The 19,664-nt window shown below is 71.4% G+C and carries 19 protein-coding genes; 4 read left to right on the forward strand and 15 right to left on the reverse strand.

Translation table 11 applies throughout. The features are described from left to right. Positions 1-37: 37 nt before the first annotated feature. From WDW90_RS04750 to WDW90_RS04805, 12 genes are all read right to left on the reverse strand, one after another. Positions 38-496: a peptidylprolyl isomerase gene (locus tag WDW90_RS04750; protein ID WP_336486139.1), complete on the reverse strand. Its 459-nt coding sequence runs from the start codon at positions 494-496 to the stop codon at positions 38-40. 12 nt (positions 497-508) lie between these two features. Beyond that, positions 509-979: a hypothetical protein gene (locus tag WDW90_RS04755; RefSeq protein ID WP_336486140.1), complete on the reverse strand. Its 471-nt coding sequence runs from the start codon at positions 977-979 to the stop codon at positions 509-511. A gap of 22 nt (positions 980-1,001) precedes the next feature. Continuing rightward, the gene (locus tag WDW90_RS04760) at positions 1,002-1,553 is read right to left on the reverse strand and encodes a peptidylprolyl isomerase (RefSeq protein WP_336486141.1); all 552 of its coding nucleotides are present in this window, start codon (positions 1,551-1,553) and stop codon (positions 1,002-1,004) included. A 30-nt stretch (positions 1,554-1,583) separates the two neighbouring features. Next, positions 1,584-2,084: a pantetheine-phosphate adenylyltransferase gene (gene coaD / locus WDW90_RS04765; protein WP_336486142.1), complete on the reverse strand. Its 501-nt coding sequence runs from the start codon at positions 2,082-2,084 to the stop codon at positions 1,584-1,586. An 87-nt stretch (positions 2,085-2,171) separates the two neighbouring features. After that, entirely contained in the window at positions 2,172-3,230 is a 1,059-nt protein-coding gene (locus tag WDW90_RS04770; RefSeq protein WP_336486143.1) for a zinc-binding metallopeptidase family protein, read from the reverse strand. Between the two features lie 88 nt (positions 3,231-3,318). Continuing rightward, entirely contained in the window at positions 3,319-3,603 is a 285-nt protein-coding gene (locus tag WDW90_RS04775; protein WP_336486144.1) for a hypothetical protein, read from the reverse strand. A gap of 177 nt (positions 3,604-3,780) precedes the next feature. Next, a complete protein-coding gene (gene gyrA, locus WDW90_RS04780; RefSeq protein WP_336486145.1) occupies positions 3,781-6,513 on the reverse strand; it encodes a DNA gyrase subunit A in 2,733 nt (910 codons plus the stop codon). Positions 6,514-6,767: 254 nt separating this feature from the next. Further along, complete coding sequence (recD2, locus tag WDW90_RS04785) at positions 6,768-8,993, reverse strand: SF1B family DNA helicase RecD2 (RefSeq protein ID WP_336486181.1); 2,226 nt, start codon at positions 8,991-8,993, stop codon at positions 6,768-6,770. Positions 8,994-9,033: 40 nt separating this feature from the next. After that, entirely contained in the window at positions 9,034-9,711 is a 678-nt protein-coding gene (locus WDW90_RS04790; protein ID WP_336486146.1) for a trna delta -isopentenylpyrophosphate transferase, read from the reverse strand. A 303-nt stretch (positions 9,712-10,014) separates the two neighbouring features. Further along, positions 10,015-10,560 (reverse strand): single-stranded DNA-binding protein, encoded by a 546-nt coding sequence (ssb, locus tag WDW90_RS04795; RefSeq protein WP_336486148.1) that lies wholly within the window; start codon positions 10,558-10,560, stop codon positions 10,015-10,017. A 216-nt stretch (positions 10,561-10,776) separates the two neighbouring features. Beyond that, positions 10,777-11,793: an NADP-dependent oxidoreductase gene (locus WDW90_RS04800; protein WP_336486149.1), complete on the reverse strand. Its 1,017-nt coding sequence runs from the start codon at positions 11,791-11,793 to the stop codon at positions 10,777-10,779. A 242-nt stretch (positions 11,794-12,035) separates the two neighbouring features. After that, positions 12,036-12,539, reverse strand: coding sequence for a hypothetical protein (locus WDW90_RS04805; RefSeq protein ID WP_336486150.1), 504 nt, complete (start codon positions 12,537-12,539; stop codon positions 12,036-12,038). A gap of 255 nt (positions 12,540-12,794) precedes the next feature. Between WDW90_RS04805 and WDW90_RS04810 the strand changes: the two genes are divergently transcribed. Next, positions 12,795-13,532 (forward strand): phosphodiester glycosidase family protein, encoded by a 738-nt coding sequence (locus tag WDW90_RS04810; protein WP_431310981.1) that lies wholly within the window; start codon positions 12,795-12,797, stop codon positions 13,530-13,532. Between the two features lie 61 nt (positions 13,533-13,593). On the opposite strand, the gene WDW90_RS04815 is transcribed toward WDW90_RS04810, so the two are convergent. The 3 genes from WDW90_RS04815 to WDW90_RS04825 all read right to left on the reverse strand — a co-directional run bounded on the left by WDW90_RS04815 (position 13,594) and on the right by WDW90_RS04825 (position 17,446). Beyond that, positions 13,594-14,712: an NADH:flavin oxidoreductase/NADH oxidase gene (locus WDW90_RS04815; RefSeq protein ID WP_336486153.1), complete on the reverse strand. Its 1,119-nt coding sequence runs from the start codon at positions 14,710-14,712 to the stop codon at positions 13,594-13,596. A 439-nt stretch (positions 14,713-15,151) separates the two neighbouring features. After that, the gene (locus WDW90_RS04820) at positions 15,152-17,077 is read right to left on the reverse strand and encodes a propionyl-CoA synthetase (protein WP_336486154.1); all 1,926 of its coding nucleotides are present in this window, start codon (positions 17,075-17,077) and stop codon (positions 15,152-15,154) included. Between the two features lie 186 nt (positions 17,078-17,263). Continuing rightward, positions 17,264-17,446 carry a YdcH family protein gene (locus WDW90_RS04825; protein ID WP_336486155.1) on the reverse strand — a complete coding sequence of 61 codons (183 nt, stop codon included), beginning with the start codon at positions 17,444-17,446 and terminating at the stop codon, positions 17,264-17,266. A 159-nt stretch (positions 17,447-17,605) separates the two neighbouring features. Here WDW90_RS04825 and WDW90_RS04830 point away from each other — a divergent pair, with 159 nt between their 5' ends. The 3 genes from WDW90_RS04830 to WDW90_RS04840 all read left to right on the forward strand — a co-directional run bounded on the left by WDW90_RS04830 (position 17,606) and on the right by WDW90_RS04840 (position 19,566). Then, positions 17,606-17,824, forward strand: a complete 219-nt coding sequence (locus WDW90_RS04830) for a YdcH family protein (RefSeq protein ID WP_336486156.1) — start codon at positions 17,606-17,608, stop codon at positions 17,822-17,824. 147 nt (positions 17,825-17,971) lie between these two features. Continuing rightward, positions 17,972-18,472, forward strand: coding sequence for a 5-(carboxyamino)imidazole ribonucleotide mutase (purE, locus tag WDW90_RS04835; protein ID WP_336486157.1), 501 nt, complete (start codon positions 17,972-17,974; stop codon positions 18,470-18,472). Continuing rightward, entirely contained in the window at positions 18,469-19,566 is a 1,098-nt protein-coding gene (locus WDW90_RS04840; protein ID WP_336486158.1) for a 5-(carboxyamino)imidazole ribonucleotide synthase, read from the forward strand. Before purE ends, WDW90_RS04840 begins: the two co-directional genes overlap by 4 nt. Positions 19,567-19,664 lie beyond the last annotated feature (98 nt).

The raw sequence follows: 19,664 nt of genomic DNA on the forward strand, positions 1-19,664 counted from the left end.
GCGAAGCCCGGGAGGAAGTGCGGCGCGTGCGCGTCCCTCAGGCCGTCGCGACGGTGGCCTTCACGATCCGGTCGGGATCGCGCACGGGCTCGCCGCGCTTGATCGTGTCGACGACCTCCATGCCCTCCACGACCTTGCCCCAGACCGTGTACTGCTTGTCGAGGAAGCGGGCATCACCGAAGCAGATGAAGAACTGCGAGTTCGCCGAGTGCGGGAAGTTCGTGCGGGCCATCGAGCAGGTGCCACGCACGTGCGGCTCGCTGTTGAACTCGGCGTTGAGATCCGGCAGGTCCGATCCGCCCGAACCCGTGCCGGTCGGGTCTCCGGTCTGGGCCATGAAGCCGTCGATGACGCGGTGGAACGGCACGCCGTCGTAGAAGCCCTGCGACGCCAGGGTCTTGATGCGCTCGACATGGTTCGGCGCGAGGTCGGGGCGCAGCGCGATCACGACGCGGCCCTTGGTGGTCTCCAGGACGATGGTCTCGTTGTCGGCCATATTCGAACTCCTCTACCGGTCTGATCCCCGATCGATGAAGCGCAGCGCCAGGGGGCGCCCCGCGATGGCCCGCCCGAGGGCAGGCGTGACGTGAGCCGGCACGCAGCGCCGGATCGAGCCGAGCGTGGCTCCGACCAGCGCGGCACGGCTGCCGGCATTGAGCGTCCCCGCAGCGAAGGTGATGCGGGGCGTCCCGATGAGCGTTCCGTCGCGGCGCAGCGCGAAGCGCGCCGTGATCTGCCAATTCCGCGCCCCCTCGAGCCCCGGCGGGACCCGCCAGCAGGCGGCGAGGACCGGGAAGAGAGCCGGCAAGGTGTCGGCCGGCCCGGTCGGCGGCTCGGCGAGCGGCACCGCCACCGTGCCCTGCAGCGTCTCCGGCAGGCCGAGCGGCGGCTCCAGCGGCTCCAGGAACTGCGCCGCCCCGGGCCACGGGACCGCCGCCAGCGATGCGGCGAGGAGCGCGAGGCGCTGCCGCGCGCCCATGGCGGCCCCGGCGACCCGGATCCTACTTCGCCTTCGCGGCCATCTGCATCTTGACGATCTTGTCCGGGTTCTGCACGGCGCCGCCCGGCGCCCCCGGTGCCGCCTTCTTGATCTTGTCGACGACGTCCATCCCGCTCGTGACGGTGCCCACCACCGTATACTGCCCGTTCAGGAAGGACGCGTCCCCGAGGCAGATGAAGAACTGGGAATTGGCCGAGTTCGGGTCGGAGGAGCGGGCCATGCCGACGGTGCCGCGCTTGAACGGCGCGGCGGTGAACTCGGCCGGGATGTTGGGCAGGCTGGACCCCCCAGTGCCGTTGCCGTTCGGGTCGCCGGTCTGGGCCATGAAGCCGTCCATCACCCGGTGGAACTTGAGGCCGTTGTAGAAGCCCTGGTTGATCAGGGTCTTGAGCTGCTGGGCGTGCTTCGGTGCGATCTCGGGGCGCAGCTCGATCGTGACGCGGCCGTCCTTCGTGTCGAGGTAGACGGTGTTGTCGTCGGCGGCGCGGGCCGCGGACCCGAGGCCGAGCGCGGCGGTGAGCGCGAGCGCGAGGACGGCGTTCCGGCGATTCATCGGCTGGTCTTCTCCTTGTGCAATGGACTGTCAGGCCTGGGCGAAGCGGGCCGCGAGCCGCTCGGCCACGGACCGGGGCACGAACGGCGCCACGTCGCCTCCCATGGCGGCGATCTGGCGCACGAGCGTCGCGGTGATCGGCCGGACCTGGATCGAGGCCGGCAGGAACACGGTCTGCACCTCGGGCGCCATCGCGGCGTTCATGCCGGCGAGCTGCATCTCGTAATCGAGGTCGGTGCCGTCGCGCAGGCCCCGGATGAACAGGGTCGCGCCGAAGCGGCGCGCCGCGCTCACCGCGAGGTCGTCGAAGGTCGCGATCTCGAGCTGCGCGCCCTCCCGGGCGGCGAGCGGCGCGCAGGTCTCCCGCAGGAGTTCGGCGCGCTCCTCGGCCGAGAACAGCGGCGCCTTGCCCGGATGCACCCCGATCGCGATGACGAGGTTCGGCACCAGCCGGCAGGCCTGCCGCACCACGTCGAGGTGGCCGTTCGTGACCGGGTCGAAGGAGCCGGCATAGAGGGCGGTTCGGATCATCGCCCGAGGGCGTAGAGCATTTTGTCCGCGAACGGAACCGCCGGCCGTCCTCCCGGTGCCGCTTCGCGCCGTTCGGAGCGCCCGGCCTCAGGCGCGGCCGTGCACGAGATCGTGGATGAAGCCGAGCTTGCGCACCACGGCGGGGGCCAGCACGAAGGGGTAGAGGTCGCTGATGCCCATGGCGCGGTTGACGCTGTTGATGGCGAAGACGAAGGGCAGCCACGCGTCGACGATCTGCTGCACGCTCTCGGCCGCGTAGGGGTCGAAGTCGATCCGGGCCGAGATCTCGCGGTTCGTATCGACCAGGGGATGGACCTCGAGGCCGAAGGCGCTCGCCATCTCCAGGGTGTCGACGATGTGGAGGTAGTGGGCCCAGGTCTCGGCGAAATCCTCCCACGGATGCGTGGTGGCGTAGGCCGAGACGAAGTGCTCGCGCCAGTCCGGCGGCACGCCCTCGGCGTAGTGCCGCTTCAGCGCCGCGTCGTAATCCTGCGAATCATCCCCGAACACCGCCCTGCAGGCTTCGAGCTTGCCCCCGTCCCGGACCAGGATGTCCCAGTAATGGTGGCCGACCTCGTGCCGGAAATGGCCGATCAGGGTGCGGTAGGGCTCGCCCATGGCGCGGCGGCGCGTCTCGCGCTCGGCGTCGTCCGCCTCCACCAGCGCGATCGTGACGACGCCGTTGTCGTGGCCGGTCATCACCTTCGGACCTTCCGCGGGCGGATCGGCGAGGAAATGGAAGATCAGGCCGTGCTCGGGATCCTCGGCGCGCGTCTTCAGCGGCAGCTTCCAGCGCAGCAGCGTGTAGAACAGGCGGTGCTTGGCGAATTCCATCTGCTGCCACGCCTGCAGGTCGGCGGGATCGCCGATGTCCGGGATGGTGCCGTTGTGGCGGCAGGCGAGGCAGAAGGCGTCGCCCGAGCCAGGCGGCACCAGCCAGTTGCAGGCATCGTGCGCCGCGTTGGCGCAGAAGCGGCTCGGCCGGTCGGGCACGGCGAGCGGCGTCCAGTCCTCGCCGCCCGCGGGCTCGAGCGCTGAGACGGTCGCGGTCTCGGGCAGGTAGGCGAGCCGGTGGCCGCAGCGCTCGCAGGCGCGGTTCTCGAAATAGACGATGTTTCCGCAGGATTGGCACCGGAACAGCTTCATCGCGACGTTTCCCACTCTGGCCGGCCCGGTCCCATGCAGGGATCGTGCAGGAAAGGCGGCGGGAGGCGCGCGGTTCCGGGGCCGCGGATCAGGCGGCCAGCGCCGGCCTCGCCTCGCCCGGGCGGCGGAGCTCCTGCGCCGACAGGTAGGCGGCCAGGAATTCGGACGGCGTGTGGCGCGCGCCGCAGGGCCGCGTGATGATCACGTCCGCGAGCCCGCTGCCGACGAGCGCCAGGGCCTTGTCGAGGGCTTCCGTCATGGACGTCCGCTGGAACGCGACGGCGCGGGCGGCATCGGTGGCACTGACCTCAAAATACACGGGCTGACCTTGCGGAACGAGGATGAGCGTGGCGCGGATCTTCGCGGACCTCACCGACATCACCCGCAATAGAGGCGATTCGTGGAGAATCCTTTGACGAAACCGGGTCGAGCCCGAAGCTGCCTGCCTGAATTTTCGGCATGCGCGCCAGACCGGCGCCGGCGGCGCGCCCCGGAATGCCGCGGCGCGCCGAAATCCTCGCGGCAGGGGTCCCGGCCCGCCGCCGGGGGTTCACCCGGCGGCGGCCTCGTCCTCCGTCTCGTCCTCGCCCTCGATGTGCTCCACCGAGACGACGCGCTCGTCCTTGGCCGTGTTGAACACGGTCACGCCCTGCGAGGCGCGGCCGACGATGCGGATGTCGTCCACCGGCACCCGGATGAGCTGGCCGCCATTCGTGACCAGCATGATCTGGTCGGACGCCTCCACGGGGAAGGAGGCGACGAGGCTGCCGTTGCGGGGATTGACCCGCATCGCGGTGATGCCCTTGCCGCCGCGGCCGGAGACCCGGTACTCGAAGGAGGAGCTGCGCTTGCCGAAGCCGCGCTCGGACAGCGTCAGCACGAACTGCTCGTGGGCGCTCATCTCGTTGTAGCGCTCCAGCGAGATGGCGGAGGCCTCCGCCACGCCCTCCTCGTCGCCGCCGTTCTCCTCGGCCTCCGCCCCGTCGCCGATCACGGCGCGGCGCATCTTGAGGTAGCCGGCCCGCTCCTCGGGCGAGGCCTCGAAGTGGTTGAGGATCGTCATCGAGATGACGCGGTCGTCCTTGGCGAGGTTGATGCCGCGCACGCCCGTAGAGTCGCGTCCCTTGAAGACGCGAACGTCCTCGACGGGGAAGCGGATGCACTGGCCTGCCGCCGTGGTGAGCAGCACGTTCTGCTCCGGCCGGCAGATCTCGACATGGACGATGTGGTCGCCCGGATCGAGCTTCATGGCGATCTTGCCGTTGCGGTTCACCTGCACGAAGTCCGAGAGCTTGTTGCGCCGCACGCTGCCGCTCGCGGTCGCGAACATCACGTCGAGCTCGTCCCAGGAGGCCTCGTCCTCGGGCAGCGGCATGATCGTGGTGACGCGCTCGCCTTGAGCCTGCAATTGCAGGATGTTGACGAGCGCCTTGCCGCGGGCGTTCGGGGCGGCCACCGGCAGGCGCCAGACCTTCTCCTTGTAGACCTGGCCCTGGTCGGAGAAGAACAGCACCGGCGTGTGGGTGTTGGCCACGAACAGCCGCGTCACAAAATCCTCGTCGCGCGTGCTCATCCCGGAGCGGCCCTTGCCGCCGCGGCGCTGGGCCCGGTAGGTCGAGAGCGGGACGCGCTTGACGTAGCCGGCGTGGGACACCGTCACCACCATGTCCTCGCGCTGGATCAGGTCCTCGTCCTCGACGCTCGAGTCGTAGTCGAGGATCTCGGTCCTGCGCGGGGTGGCGAACTGGGCGCGCACCTCGGCGAGCTCGTTCTTGACGATGCCCTGGATGCGGGCGCGCGAACGCAGGATATCGAGATAGTCGGCGATCTCGTCGGCGAGCGTCTTCAGCTCGTCGCCGATCTCGTCGCGGCCGAGCGCGGTGAGGCGCTGCAGGCGGAGATCCAGGATCGCGCGGGCCTGAACCTCGGAGAGCCGGTAGGTGCCGTCATCGGCCACCCGGTGGCGCGGGTCGTCGACGAGCGCGATCAGCGGCGCGATGTCGTGGGCCGGCCAGTCGCGCGCCATCAGGGCCTCGCGGGCGGTGTTCGGGTCCGGCGAGGTCCGGATCAGCCGGATCACCTCGTCGATATTGGCGACCGCGATGGCGAGGCCGCACAACACGTGGGCGCGCTCGCGGGCCTTGCCGAGCAGGAACTTGGTGCGGCGGGAGACGACTTCCTCGCGGAAGTCGACGAAGGCCTGCAGCAGGTCCTTGAGGTTGAGGAGCTCGGGCCGCCCGCCGTTCAGCGCCACCATGTTGCAGCCGAACGAGGTCTGCAGCGGCGTGTAGCGGTAGAGCTGGTTGAGCACCACGTCCGCCATCGCGTCGCGCTTCAGCTCGACCACGATGCGCATGCCGTCGCGGTCGGATTCGTCGCGCAGGTCCGAGATGCCCTCGACGCGCTTCTCCTTCACGAGCTCGGCGATCTTCTCGATCAGCGTCGCCTTGTTCACCTGATAGGGGATCTCGGTGAAGATCAGCGCCTCGCGCTCCTTGCGCAGCTCCTCGACGTGCGACTTCGCCCGCATGATGATGGAGCCGCGGCCCGTGGAGTAGGCCTGGCGCGTGCCGGCCCGCCCGAGGATGAGGCCGCCCGTCGGGAAGTCGGGGCCCGGGACGATCTCGTTGAGACCCTCGACCGTGATGCCCGGATCGTCGACCAGCGCCACGCAGGCGTCGATCAGCTCGCCGAGATTGTGCGGCGGGATGTTGGTCGCCATGCCGACCGCGATGCCGCCCGCGCCGTTGACGAGCAGGTTCGGGAAGCGGGCCGGCAGGACCGTCGGCTCCTCGCGCGACTCGTCGTAGTTCGGGCCGAAGTCGACGGTGTTCTTGTCGATGTCCGTCAGGAGCGCGGTGGCGGGCTTGGCGAGCCGCGACTCGGTGTAGCGCATGGCCGCCGGCGGGTCGCCGTCGACCGAGCCGAAATTGCCCTGCCCGTCGATGAGCATGAGGCGCATCGAGAAGTCCTGCGCCATGCGCACGAGGGCGTCGTAGATCGATTGGTCGCCGTGCGGGTGGTAGAGACCGATCACGTCGCCGACGATGCGGGCCGACTTCACGTATTTGCGCTCGGGCAGGTGACCCGATTCGTAGGCCGAGAACAGGATGCGCCGGTGCACCGGCTTCAAGCCGTCGCGCGCGTCGGGCAGCGCCCGGCTCACGATCACGCTCATGGCGTAATCGAGGTAGGAGCGGCGCATCTCGTCGGTGATGGAAACGGGCTTGATGTCGGTGGCGGGCGGGCGGGCGCCGGCACCCTGATCGGTGTTGTCTGCCAAGATCTTCTTCCGTCTCGCGAACCCCGGATCGGGGCCGCCTGCCAGTGCCGCGGCGCCTCGCGGGAGGACCCGCGTCCCGGCGCTTCCGGGCCTTCGGGAATACGAATGATATCAGGTGGTTAATTAATCATCATGGAGCCCGCGCGCAAGGCGCGTGGGGCTCCCCCGCCGACCCGGATCGGGCCCGGCCGATCCGGGCGAGCAAGCCCGTTCCCGGGCAGGGCCGAGATCTGCGGGAGAGACGGGAAGGCCGGTCACCCCAGCCGCAGGTCCCCCTCCCCCGCCTCGAGCCACGCCCTCAGCTTGGTGAAGCGGGCCCGCGCCCGGGTGGCCCGCACGGCCATCGCGATGGCCTTGCGCTGGCCGACCAGCACCACGAGCCGACGTCCGCGCGTCACCCCCGTGTAGAGGAGGTTGCGGGCGAGCATCGTCCAGTGCTGGGTGGTCACGGGAATGACGACGGCCGGGTATTCCGAGCCCTGGCTCTTGTGAATCGTGGTGGCGAAGGCCGGGACCAGCGTGTCGAGCTCGGCGAAGGGGTACTCGACCGCGCGGCCCTCGAAGTCGACGCGCAGCGTTCCCTCCTCCGCGTCGATGCCCGTCACCCGGCCGAGATCGCCGTTGAAGACCTCGCGGTCGTAATCGTTCTGCGTCTCCATCACCCGGTCGCCGGGGGCGAAGCGCCAGCCGAAGCGCTCGACCTGCGCGGGCGGGTCGGGGTTCAGAACCTGCTGCAATTCGTGGTTCAGGTTGCGCGACCCGAGCGAGCCCCGGAGCATCGGCGTCAGCACCTGGACCTCGCGCGCCGGGTCGAGGCCGAAGCGCGCGGGGATGCGCCGCGTCACCACTTCGACGAGCTTGGCGACGCCCTCCTCGGGATCGTCGATCTCGACGCAGTAGAAGTCGCTCGCCTCGCCCCGGCGGGGCCATTCCGGCATCTCCCCGCGGTTGATGCGGTGGGCATTGACCACGATCCGGCTCTCGGCCGCCTGCCGGAACACCTCCGTCAGGCGCGCCACCGGAATGCGCCCCGAGGCGATGATGTCGGCGAGCACCTGCCCCGGGCCCACCGAGGGAAGCTGGTCGACGTCGCCGACGAGGAGAAGCGAGGCCGCCTCCGGCACCGCCTTGAGGAGCGCGTTCATCAGCGGCACGTCGACCATCGAGGTCTCGTCGATGACGAGGAAGTCGCAGGCGAGCGGGTTCTCGGCGTTGCGGGCGAAGCCGCCGTTGCGCGGGTCGACCTCCAGCAGCCGGTGGATGGTCCTGGCCTCGAGCCCGGTCTGCTCGCTCATGCGCTTGGCCGCCCGGCCCGTGGGCGCGGCCAGCAGCACACGCACGTCCTTGGCGGTGAGGATGCGCAGGATCGAGTCGAGGGTCGAGGTCTTGCCGACGCCGGGACCGCCGGTGACGACCGCGAGCTTGGAGGCGAGCACCAGCCGCACCGCCTCGCCTTGCGAGGGCGAGAGGGTCTTGCCGGTGCGCGCCTCGACCCAGGGCAGCGCCCGGTCGAGGTCGATCCCGCCCCAGCTCGGCTTGCCCGCCGCGCGGGTCAGCAGCCGCTCCGCGATGCTGCGCTCGGCCCCGTGCAACCCTCGGAGGAACAGGCACGGCTCGCCGTCGAGATCGTCGGCGATCACCTCCTCGCCCGAGCGCAGGGCGCCCGCCACCGCGAGGCGCACCGCGTCGGCATCGACCTCGAGGAGCTTGACGGCGAGCCGCGTCAGCTGCCCGGCCGGCAGCCCGCAATGGCCCTCGTCCATGGCTGTCTGAAGGGCGAAGGAGATGCCGGCGGCGAGGCGCTGGGGCGCGTGCTTCTCGAGGCCGAGCCGCATCGCGATGGCATCCGCCGTGCGGAAGCCGATGCCCCGGATGTCGCGGGCGAGCCGGTAAGGGTCCTCGGTCATCACCGCGACCGATTCGTGGCCGTAGGTGCGGAAGATGCGCACGGCGCGCGCCGTGCCGACCCCGTGGGCGTGCAGGAAGATCATGATCTCCCGCACGGCCTTCTGCTCGGCCCAGCCGCGCACGATCCGCTCGGCGCGCTTGCGGCCGATCCCGGGCACCTCGGTGAGGCGCTCGGGCTCGGCCTCGATGATCTCGAAGGTGCCCTCCCCGAACAGCTCGACGATGGCCTTGGCCATGGCGGGCCCGATGCCCCGCATCTGCCCGCTCGCGAGGTAGCGCTCGATGCCCTCGACGCCGGTCGGCGGCGTCGCCTTCAGGGAGAGCGCCTTGAACTGCAGCCCGTGGGCGCGGTCCGAGACCCAGTGGCCGGTGGCGGTGATCCACTCGCCCGCCCCGATCGCGGGGGCGTGGCCGACCAGGGGGACGAGGTCGCGCCTGCCCCGCACACCGACCTTCAGCACGCAGAAGCCGGTCTCGGCATTGTGGAAGGTCACGCGCTCGACCGTGCCGGCCAGGACCTCCGCGGGCGCGCCCGCGCCACCGTCACGCCCGAGATCCTGAGGCCGAACCATGCGGTTCACGATACCACCTCAGGGCGTATCTGCATCCGCTTCACGCGGCGCGGCTGCGGCCCTTCCGGCCGGGCCAGCCGAGCGCCACGAGGCGGGCCTTGGCGTAGTCGCGCACCTCGTCGCGGGTGCCGGGCGGCATGCGGTTGAGGGTGGATTGCGTCTCGGTGTCGAGCATCAGGTCGGTGACGGCGTTGACGCTGGACGCCTCGTCGATGCGCCGCTTCAGGTCGCCCTCGGCCTCCGTCACCTCGTCGAAGGGATCGGACGCCTCGAAGTCCTCGTCGACCGCGTGGATCGCGGCCAAGTGGCCCTGGCGGAACTCGTCGGCCTCCTCCTCGGAATAGACAAGCCCGTGCAGCTCGATCAGCTTGAGGATGACCCGGTCCTTCCCCCGCTTCTCGGCCATGGCGTAGACGTAGGCCGCCTGCTTGCCGGAGACCCGGTAGTTCACGTTGACGAGCGCCTCGCCGAGCGACCACTCGACCCGCTCGGTCCCGGGCTTCGCGCCGGGCAGGCGCCCGCTCACCAGGATCACGGCCTCGTCGCGCTCCGCCCGGATGATGGTCGGCGGCTCGAACACGATGCCGGCCTGCGCGGCGATGCGCTCGAGCGTCTTGTGGTAGATCACGGCCGTGCCCTGCACGCGCCAGACATTGCCCGCGAAGGGTTCGCCGTAGCGCACGAGGATGTCGGCGATCTGCTTGTCGGCGGTCCGCATGACGTCTCCGTTCGCTGTTTGTTCTAGTTACGATATGTAGTGAGTGTTCGGTTGCCCGCAAGGGTTGCAAGGGCGCTCGGCCAAGGGCGTGATCCGGGGCGGCCAATGGGCGAGGCGGGGAGATCGAGGCGCCCTCTCGCCCGGTCCGCCGAATTCGTCTCGGTCTCGCCCGGACGAGTGGGGGGCGTGGATCGCGCTCCCGGAGCATTCTCCGTGACTCCCGGATCACGGAGAATGCTCCAAGCCATTGATCTGGCGCGCTTTCTGATCGCCGAACCGGCGGCCACCTCGGCGAAAAATGCTCTAGAACGGGATGTCGTCGTCGAGGTCGTAATTCGGCTTCGAGCCGCCGCCGCCGCCGGAGGAAGCCGGGCGCCGCTCGCCGCCGGAGCGGCCGCCGCCGTAATCGCCGCCCCGCGAGCCGCCACCGCCGAAGTCGCCGCCGCGGCTGATCTGGCCGCCGCCCTCGTCGTCGGCGCCCATCTCGGAGCCGCCGCCACGCCCGTCGAGGATCGTCAGCTCGCCGCGGAAGCGCTGCAGCACCACCTCGGTCGTGTACTTCTCGACGCCCGAATTGTCCGTCCACTTGCGCGTCTGGAGCTGGCCCTCGACGTAGACCTTCGAGCCCTTGCGCAGGTACTGCTCCGCCACGCGGGCGAGGTTCTCGTTGTAGATCACGACCGAGTGCCACTCGGTCTTCTCCTTGCGCTCGCCCGACATCTTGTCCTTCCAGGATTCCGACGTCGCGAGGCGCAGGTTCACCACGGGGTCGCCCGAGGCGAGGCGGCGCGTCTCGGGATCGCGCCCGAGATTGCCCACCAGGATCACCTTGTTCACGCTGCCCGCCATCGCTCTCTCCTTGCTGCCGATCTCACAGGGCCGTCATCCGAACGCGTGCGCCCATCCCGATGTTCTGGGCTCGGGGCAGCCGGCCGGCAATCCGCCGGCCGCGCATGTCCCCCGAAAACACATGAGGGGAGAACACATGCCGGATTCCGTCATTGTTCTATCTTTGTTCTAGTCGGGCCGCAAGCGCCGCGCAGGCCCCGCCCGGATCCCTGCCGCTCACGCGACCCGGACGACGAGCTTGCCGAAGTTGCGCCCCTGCAGCATCCCGATGAAGGCCTCGGGCGCGTTCTCCAGCCCCTCGACGATGTCCTCGCGGTACGTCACGCGTCCCGCCTTGAGCCAGGCGCCGACCTCGCGCCCGAAGGCGGCGGCCTGATCGGCGAAGTCCCAGACGATGAAGCCCTGCAGGTGCAGGCGCCGCGTCAGGATCGCGCGCATCAGGACGGGCGTGCGGTCGGGCCCCGGCGGCAGCTCGGTCGCGTTGTAGCCGGCCACGAGCCCGCAGACCGGCACGCGCGCGAAGTCGTTGAGGAGCGGCAGCACCGCCTCGAAGACGGCCCCGCCGACATTCTCGAAATAGACGTCGATCCCGTTCGGGCAGGCCGCCGCCAGGGCGCCGGGCAGGTCCTCGCCGCGATGGTCGACGGCGGCGTCGAAGCCGAGCTCGTCCCGGAGGTAGGCGCATTTCTCGGGGCCCCCGGCGATGCCGACCGCCCGCGCGCCCCTGATCCTCGCGATCTGGCCGACGAGCGATCCGACCGGCCCCGCGGCGGCGGCCACCACCACGGTCTCGCCCGGCTTCGGCTGCCCGATGGTGAGGAGCCCGGTATACGCGGTCATGCCCGGCATCCCGAGCACGCCGAGCGCCGTCGTCGGCGGCGCCAGCGCAGGGTCGACCCGGCGCAGGGCCTTGCCCGCCGAGACCGCGTAATCCTGCCAGCCCGAGAAGGCGGTGACGAGGTCGCCCACCTGATAGGCCGGGTTGTTCGAGGCCGTGACCTCCGCCACCACCTCGCCCGTCATCACCTCGCCGATACCGACCGGCTCGGCGTAGGACTTCGCCGCGCTCATGCGCCCGCGCATGTACGGGTCGAGGGAGAGCCAGCGGGTGCGCAGCAGGACCTCGCCCTCGCGCGGAGCCGGCACCCGCCCCTCCTCCAGGCGGAAATGCGACGGGTTCGGCTCGCCGTGCGGGCGCGCGGCGAGGACGATGCGGCGGTTGATCTCGGCCATGGTCGGACTCCGTGGCGGGCCTTGCTGGGCGGGGCTTGCTGGGCCAGGCTTGCGGGACGAGCCGGCAGATGGGGCGGCGCTCCCCGATCTCAATCACGAGCCCGATCCGCGAGCCCGATCCGGTCGCGCCTGAGCGCCCGTTCGCGACGATGCCGGTGCGGCTCTGGACGAGACGCGGCGCGGATCTCGAGCGCCGCGAGAAGAGGGCGGCTCGCGCCGCCCTGATCCGGACCGCCGCTCCCTCAGTAGCAGCGCTCGACGAACACCCGGCGATAGCCCCAGGGCGTCCAGCGGACCCGCGGGACGACGTAGCAGCCGCCGTAGCCGTAGCCGTAGCCGACCGGGGCGTAGCCGTAGCCGTAGCCCCAGCCCGGGTAGCCGTAGCCGCCGTAGAGACCCGCCGTGGCGAGGCCGAGCCCGACCCCGAGGCCGAGGCCGCCGAGGCCGTAGCCGTAACCGCGCCGCCAGCCGTAGCCGCCCCAGCCGCCCCGCCAGCCCGCGCCCCGCCAGCCCGCGCCGCGCCACCCGAAGCCGCCGCCGCGCCAGCCGCCGACCCCGCCCCGGAAGCCGGCGCCGCCGAAGCCGCCGCGGAATCCGCCGCCGCCGAAGCCGCCGCGGAAGCCACCACCGCCGCCGAAACCGCCACCGCGGAACCCGCCCCCGCCGAAGCCGCGCGCATCCGCCGTCGCCGGCAGCATGGCCAAGGCCCCGGCCATCAGGGCCGAGGCCAGAATGACCCGCTTCATCTCAATTCTCCGACAGACCGACGCCCCCAACACCCGAAAAACGCTCAGGTCTCCGAAACGGTTCAGGTGCCGCCTCGCCACGCCCGCTACCGCGCACGGCCCCGACCCGCCCCGAAATGCCCGCGCGCGGCCCGCGCCGCTTGAAAAGCGTCGCAATTTCAGGCGAGGAAGCCGGCCCGCGCCGCCTGAACCGGCCGGATCGAGGCTCAGGATCTCACGATGATGTTACGCCCCGCCCAGGCTCTGCTCCTCGCGATGCTCGCGGTCCCGGGGCTCGGGCAGCGGGCGGCGGCCGAGCCGGCGCCTGCCCGGGCCGCGGCCACGGCGGGGCCTTGCCGTGCCGCCGAGTCGGAGGGCGAGGCCTACACGGTCTGCATCGTCGACCTGAAGCGCCTGCGCCTGCGCCTGTTCTGGCTCGGCACCGACGGCCTGCCCTACTCGTCCCTCTCGAACCTCGCCGAGAAGCAGGGAGCCAAGCTCAGCTTCGCCATGAATGCGGGCATGTACGACAAGGGCCAGGCGCCGGTCGGCCTGTACGTCGAGGAGGGCCGCGAGATGAAGGGCGTCTCCACGGCCAACGGACCCGGCAATTTCCACCTGAAGCCGAACGGGATCTTCTACGTGAAGGGCGAGCGGGCCGGCGTGCTCGACACGGGCCGCTACCTGAAGGCGCGGATCAAGCCCGATTTCGCCACGCAATCGGGGCCGATGCTGGTGATCGACGGGCACATCCACCCGAAGATCTCGGCGGACGGCCCCTCGCAGAAGATCCGCAACGGCGTCGGCGTGCGCGACGACGGGCTCACGGCCGTGTTCGCGATCTCCGAGCGCCCTGTCAGCTTCGGGGCCTTCGCGCGCCTGTTCCGGGACGATCTCGGCTGCCGCAACGCCCTCTTCCTCGACGGCAGCGTGTCGAGCCTCTACGCGCCGAGCCTCAACCGCTCCGACCTCAGCCGCCCGCTCGGCCCGTTGGTCGGGGCGGTCTCGCGCTGAAGCCCCGCGGAGCGTCGCAGGCGCCAGCGCCGGACCGGCGCCCGCTTCGGCGGGCGAGACGCTAGCGCTGCCCGAACGCCGTGTCCTTGAACAGGTCCTTGAACGCGCGCGGCTGCGAGCGCCAGTACTGCTTCGGGGCTCGCACCCTGGCGCCGAGCTCGGCCGCGGCGTGCCAGGGCCAGCGCGGATCGTAGAGCATCGCCCGGGCGAGCGAGATCGCGTCCGCCCGGCCCTCCTGCAGGATGGCCTCCGCCTGGCGCGGCTCCGTGATGAGGCCGACCGCGATGGTGGTCAGCCCGGTCTCGGCCCGGATGCGCTCGGCGAAGGGCACCTGGTAGCCGGGCCCGAGCTGGATCGACTGACGGGTGGAGAGGCCACCGGTGGAGACGTGGATCGCGGGCGCGCCGCGCCCCTTCAGGGCCTGGGCGAATTCCACCGTCTCGTCGAGGTCCCAGCCCTCCTCGACCCAGTCGGTCGCCGAGACGCGCATCCAGACGGGGCTGCCCGCCGGCACCACCTCGCGCACCGCCTCGAACACCTCGAGGGGGAAGCGCATGCGGTTCTGCAGGCTGCCGCCGTAGGCGTCGGTCCGCTCGTTCGAGAGCGGCGACAGGAACTGGTGCAGCAGGTAGCCGTGGGCGCCGTGCAGCTCCACCGCCTCGATGCCGAGGCGCACGGCGCGCCTGGCGGTCGCCACGAATTCGGCGCGCACCCGCTTCAGGTCGGCGGCATCGAGCGCGTGGGGGAGCACCTCGCCCTCGCCGTGGGGAATCGCCGAGGGCGCCTCGGTGCGCCAGCCGTGCGGGGAATCCGGCGGGATCTGCTGGCCGCCGCTCCAGGGCGCCGCGCTCGACGCCTTCCGGCCCGCATGCGCGATCTGGATGCAGACCGGGATCGGGGCGTAGTCGCGGATCGCGCCGAGGACGCGGGCGAGCGCCCGCTCGGTGGCGTCGTCGTAGAGGCCGAGGTCCCAGTCGGTGATGCGGGCCTCGGGCGAGACCGCGGTCGCCTCGAGGGTCAGCAGCCCGGCGCCCGACATGGCGAGATGCCCGAGATGCATCATGTGCCAGTCCGAGGCCTCGCCGGCGCGGGCCGAGTACTGGCACATCGGCGCGATCAGGATGCGGTTCTCGAGTTCGAGGGCGTCGAGCGTGAGCGGTTCGAACAGGCGGGCGGTCATGGGCTGCTCCGGGGCGCGTCGGAAGCCATGTGGCGCAGAAGGCGCCGCTTGGCCAGCGGTGTGTCGGCCTGCCCGCGCGACGGGCGGCGACAATGCCCGTCCCGATACGCGCGACGGGCCCCCTCTCCCGTTCGGGAGAGGGATAGGGTGAGGGGTGCGACCTCTCCGGATGCGTCGCACCCCTCACCCGGTCCGCGTTCCGCGGACTCGACCTCTCCCGCACGGGAGAGGTGGGGCGGCGCGCCAACTCCGCCGGTATACACGAAGGCGTCGGTTCAGGGCTCGATGGTTCCCAAGGCCGGGCGCGGGTCCCCTCTCCCGTGCGGGAGAGGGACAGGGTGAGGGGTCAGGTCTTTCCGGCGAAGTGGCACCCCTCACCCGGTCCGCTTTCGCGGACTCGACCTCTCCCGCACGGGAGAGGTGGGGCGATCCGCGCTTCCTATCCCCCGATGCCGCGCGCCTTCAGGCTCTCGCCGATCTCGTCGAGCACGCCCGCGTCGTCGATGGTCGGCGGCACCGTCCAGGGCTCGTGATCGGCGATGCGCTTCATCGTGCCCCGCAGGATCTTGCCCGAGCGGGTCTTGGGCAGTCGCGCCACGGTGAGCGCCAGCTTGAAGGCCGCGACCGGGCCGATGCGCTCGCGCACGAGCGCCACCAACTCGCGCTCAATCTCGGCGGGATCGCGGGACACGTTCGCCTTGAGCACGACGAAGCCGCAGGGCGCCTCTCCCTTCAGCGCGTCGCGGATGCCGATGACCGCGCATTCGGCGACGTCCGGATGCGCGGCGAGCACCGCCTCCATGCCGCCCGTGGAGAGCCGGTGCCCGGCCACGTTGATGATGTCGTCGGTGCGCCCGAGCACCGTGATGTAGCCGTCGGCGTCGATCACGCCCGCGTCCGAGGTGTCGTAGTAGCCCGGAAAGGTCTTCAGGTAGCTCTGGGCGAAGCGCTCGTCCGATCCCCACAGCGTCGGCAGGCAGCCGGGCGGCAGCGGCAGGCGGATCGCGATCGTGCCCATCGTGTCGGCCGGGACGGGCCGGCCGCCCTCGTCGAGGACCCGCACGTCGTAGCCCGGCATCGGCACGCAGGTGCTGCCGTGCTTGACCGGGAGCTGGCCGAGGCCGACCGGATTGCCGGCGATGGGCCAGCCCGTCTCCGTCTGCCACCAATGGTCGATGACGGGGCGCGCCAGGACGCGCTCGGCCCAGGCGACGGAATCGGGGTCGGCCCGCTCGCCGGCCAGGAACAGGGTGCGGAAGCGCGAGAGGTCGTGCTCGCCCGCGCGCTCGCCGCGCGGATCCTCCTTCTTGATGGCGCGCAGCGCCGTCGGCGCCGTGAACAGGCAGGCGACGCCGTATTCCGCCACGACCCGCCAGAAGGCGCCGGAATCGGGCGTTCCGACGGGCTTGCCCTCGTACAGCACCGTGGTGCAGCCGTGCAGGAGCGGCGCGTAGACGATGTAGGAATGGCCGACCACCCAGCCGATGTCGGAGGCGCAGAAATAGACCTCGCCGGGCGCCACGCCGTAGAGGTTCGGCATCGACCAGAGCAGGGCCACGAGGTAGCCGCCGGTGTCGCGCACCACGCCCTTGGGCTTCCCCGTCGTGCCGGACGTGTAGAGGATGTAGATCGGGTCGGTGGCCGCGACGTCGACGCATTCGGCGCGCGCGCCGGCGGCCCGCGCCCGCGCCACAGCGTCCGACCAGTCGTGGTCGCGTCCCGCCGCGAGGGTGGCCTCGCATTGCGGGCGCTGCAGGATCAGGCAGGCGTCGGGCTTGTGGCGCGACGCCGCGATCGCCGCGTCGAGGAGCGGCTTGTAGGCGACCGTGCGGCTCGGCTCGACGCCGCAGGAGGCGGCGAGCACCACTTTCGGGCTCGCATCCTCGATGCGCACCGCGAGCTCGTTCGCCGCGAAGCCGCCGAACACCACCGAATGGATCGCCCCGAGCCGCGCGCAGGCGAGCATGCCGATGAGCGCCTCGGGCACCATCGGCATGTAGAGGATGACGCGGTCGCCCCCGGCGACGCCGAGCCCGGCCAGCACCGCCGCGAGCGTCGCGACCTCCTCCAGAAGCTCGGCGTAGGTGATCCGCCGCTTCGTGCCGGTGACGGGTGAATCGTACAGGATCGCGTCCTGCCCACCGCGTCCGGCCGCCACGTGCCGGTCGACGGCGTTGTGGCAGGCGTTGAGCGTGCCGTCCGGGAACCAGCGGCCGTAGACGCCGGATCGCGGGTCGAAGGCGCGGCTCGGCGCGCGCGTCCAGTCGATCGCGCCGGCCGCCCGCATCCAGAACGCCTCCGGATCGGCGAGCGAGGCGGCGTGGGCCTCGGCGTAGCGTCCGGGCAGCGGCGTCGGGGCGGTCATGGCGTCTCCTCCGGGAAGCGCGGCCGGCTTCGTGGCCCGTCGTGGCGCGGCCCTCTGCGCAATGTAGCAGAGGTCGCGGCCGCGGTTGCACGCCGCGGCGCGCGGCCCGGACAACAGAACCGCCACGCTGTGCGGGACAGCGCGGCGGCGGACACGAGACGAAAAGGGGTTGAGAGAAGCGGCTGCTCAGTGCACCGTGTCGGCGGAGGCTTGGAGCCGGCTGATCTCGTCCTTCAGGTGGAGTTTCCGTCGCTTGAGCTCGGCGATTCGCAGATCGTTCTCCGCGGGTCTGTGGATCGCTTCCTGAATCTCACGCTCGAGGGCTTCGTGCTTCCGGGTGAGTTGGCTCAGATGCGTCTGCAGCGACATGAGTCGTATCTCCTGTCATCGTTCCGACCGACTCAGACTGGCACAGGATGAGCCGGCTGTCGAAGCCAAACCGACGGGCGTGCTTCACGAAAGCTTGCCGCAAGCGCGGCCGTGAAGCATGCTCGGCGGGCAGGCGTACGCTGGGGTGAGCACGCGGTGATGGCGGTTGAGTTGGTCGAGGATAGTCAAGCCGATCTCGCCACCGAGCTGGCGCGCCTCAAGGAGGAGCACCGCGATCTCGACAGCGCCATCGAGGCGCTGGAACGGAGCGTGGCCGGCGATCAGCTGCAGATCCAGCGGCTGAAGAAGCGCAAGCTGACGCTGCGCGACCGCATCTCCTACGTCGAGGACCAGATCACCCCCGACATCATCGCCTGATCCGGGCGGCGGGACGGCCGCTCCGTCCCCCGCGCCGTCGCGCCCACGCCTTGCGGCCCCGCGGGTGCGCCTGTATTCGGCGGGATCGGGCAGGCGGCGCCGCAGGGCGCGGCCTGGCCCTCCACGACCAGCACGGATGGGACGAGGATGGCGGCAGCGCCCCCGGTCGCGATCATCATGGGGAGCCAGTCCGACTGGGCCACCATGCGGCACGCCGCCGAAACCCTGGACGCCCTCGGGATCGCCTTCGAGGCCCGCATCGTCTCGGCCCACCGCACGCCGGACCGGCTCGTGACCTTCGCCAAGGGCGCGCGGGCGGCGGGCCACAAGGTGGTGATCGCGGGCGCGGGCGGGGCCGCGCACCTGCCCGGCATGACCGCCGCCATGACGAGCCTGCCGGTCTTCGGGGTGCCCGTGGAATCGAAGGCGCTGTCGGGCCAGGACAGCCTGCTGTCGATCGTGCAGATGCCCGCCGGCATCCCCGTCGGCACCCTCGCCATCGGCCGGGCGGGGGCCGTCAACGCGGCCCTGCTGGCGGCCGCCGTGCTGGCGCTCGCGGATGACGGCGTCGCGAGCCGGCTCGAGGCGTGGCGCGCCGCCCAGAGCGAGGCCGTGGCCGAGCGGCCGGAGACAGAGACGAGCCCGTGAGCGTCCGCACAGTCGAACCCGGTTCCACCCTCGGCATCGTCGGAGGCGGCCAGCTCGGCCGCATGATCGCCCTCGCGGCCGCCCGGTACGGCCTCAAGGTCCACGTCTTCGCCCCCGACGCCGACAGCCCCGCCTTCGACGTGGCGGCGCGGGCGACGCGGGGCGCCTACGACGATGCCGAGGCGCTGGCGCGCTTCGCCGGGAGCGTCGACGTCGTCACCTACGAGTTCGAGAACATCCCGGCCGAGACCGCCGCGATCCTGGCGAGCGGGGCGCCCCTGCACCCGAACGCGGCCGCGCTCGCCACGACGCAGGACCGGCTCGCCGAGAAGACCTTCGTCAACGGGCTCGGCATCCCGACCGCCCCGTTCCGGCCCGTCGACAGCGGCGACGACCTCGACCGGGCGCTCGCGGCGATCGGCCGGCCGGCCGTGCTGAAGACGCGCCGCTTCGGCTACGACGGCAAGGGCCAGCGCATGATCGGCCGCGAGGGCGCGGTCGACCGCTCCTCCATCATGGCGGAGTTCGGCGGCGCGCCGCTGATCCTCGAGGGCTTCGTTCCCTTCGAGCGGGAGGTGTCGGTGGTCGCCGCGCGCGGCGCGGACGGGTCGTTCGCGGCCTTCGACCTCTGCGAGAACGAGCACCGCGACCATATCCTCGCCGTCACGCGCGTCCCGGCCTCGGGCGTCGCGCCCGAGACGGCGGCGAGCGCCGTCGAGATCGCCCGGCGCATCGCCGAGGCGCTCGACTACGTGGGCGTGCTTGCCGTCGAGCTGTTCCTCGTGCGCGAGAACGGGACCGAGCGGGTCGTCGTCAACGAGATCGCGCCGCGGGTCCACAATTCCGGCCACTGGACCATCGAGGGGGCGCTGACCTCCCAGTTCGACCAGCACGTCCGGGCGGTCTGCGGCTGGCCGCTCGGGGACGCGTCGCGCACCGGCGGCATGGCGGTGGAGATGCACAACCTGATCGGCGACGAGGCCGGCGGCTGGGCCGAGATCCTGGCGCGCCCCGGCGCCCATCTCCACCTCTACGGAAAGGGCGAGGCGCGCCCCGGCCGCAAGATGGGCCACGTCACCCGGCTGATTCCCTGAGGCGGCCCCGGGGGTCCCCGAAGTGGGGCCTCGGCGACACACCGGCCGCCCGCGCGGGGCCGGCACGGGCCGATTTCCGGGCCCGGGCGGCGCCAGCC

The organism is Methylobacterium nigriterrae (genome assembly GCF_037106235.1).
Taxonomy (GTDB): domain Bacteria; phylum Pseudomonadota; class Alphaproteobacteria; order Rhizobiales; family Beijerinckiaceae; genus Methylobacterium; species Methylobacterium nigriterrae.

Excerpts from the sequence above, each read along its gene's own strand:
- WDW90_RS04750 (WP_336486139.1), bottom strand. The coding sequence starts at position 496 with ATGGCCGACAACGAGACCATCGTCCTGGAGACCACCAAGGGCCGCGTC.
- WDW90_RS04755 (WP_336486140.1), bottom strand. The coding sequence starts at position 979 with ATGGGCGCGCGGCAGCGCCTCGCGCTCCTCGCCGCATCGCTGGCGGCG.
- WDW90_RS04760 (WP_336486141.1), bottom strand. The coding sequence starts at position 1,553 with ATGAATCGCCGGAACGCCGTCCTCGCGCTCGCGCTCACCGCCGCGCTC.
- coaD (WP_336486142.1), bottom strand. The coding sequence starts at position 2,084 with ATGATCCGAACCGCCCTCTATGCCGGCTCCTTCGACCCGGTCACGAAC.
- WDW90_RS04770 (WP_336486143.1), bottom strand. The coding sequence starts at position 3,230 with ATGAAGCTGTTCCGGTGCCAATCCTGCGGAAACATCGTCTATTTCGAG.
- recD2 (WP_336486181.1), bottom strand. The coding sequence starts at position 8,993 with ATGGTTCGGCCTCAGGATCTCGGGCGTGACGGTGGCGCGGGCGCGCCC.
- WDW90_RS04790 (WP_336486146.1), bottom strand. The coding sequence starts at position 9,711 with ATGCGGACCGCCGACAAGCAGATCGCCGACATCCTCGTGCGCTACGGC.
- ssb (WP_336486148.1), bottom strand. The coding sequence starts at position 10,560 with ATGGCGGGCAGCGTGAACAAGGTGATCCTGGTGGGCAATCTCGGGCGC.
- WDW90_RS04800 (WP_336486149.1), bottom strand. The coding sequence starts at position 11,793 with ATGGCCGAGATCAACCGCCGCATCGTCCTCGCCGCGCGCCCGCACGGC.
- WDW90_RS04805 (WP_336486150.1), bottom strand. The coding sequence starts at position 12,539 with ATGAAGCGGGTCATTCTGGCCTCGGCCCTGATGGCCGGGGCCTTGGCC.
- WDW90_RS04810 (WP_431310981.1), top strand. The coding sequence starts at position 12,795 with ATGCTCGCGGTCCCGGGGCTCGGGCAGCGGGCGGCGGCCGAGCCGGCG.
- WDW90_RS04815 (WP_336486153.1), bottom strand. The coding sequence starts at position 14,712 with ATGACCGCCCGCCTGTTCGAACCGCTCACGCTCGACGCCCTCGAACTC.
- WDW90_RS04820 (WP_336486154.1), bottom strand. The coding sequence starts at position 17,077 with ATGACCGCCCCGACGCCGCTGCCCGGACGCTACGCCGAGGCCCACGCC.
- WDW90_RS04825 (WP_336486155.1), bottom strand. The coding sequence starts at position 17,446 with ATGTCGCTGCAGACGCATCTGAGCCAACTCACCCGGAAGCACGAAGCC.
- WDW90_RS04830 (WP_336486156.1), top strand. The coding sequence starts at position 17,606 with ATGGCGGTTGAGTTGGTCGAGGATAGTCAAGCCGATCTCGCCACCGAG.
- purE (WP_336486157.1), top strand. The coding sequence starts at position 17,972 with ATGGCGGCAGCGCCCCCGGTCGCGATCATCATGGGGAGCCAGTCCGAC.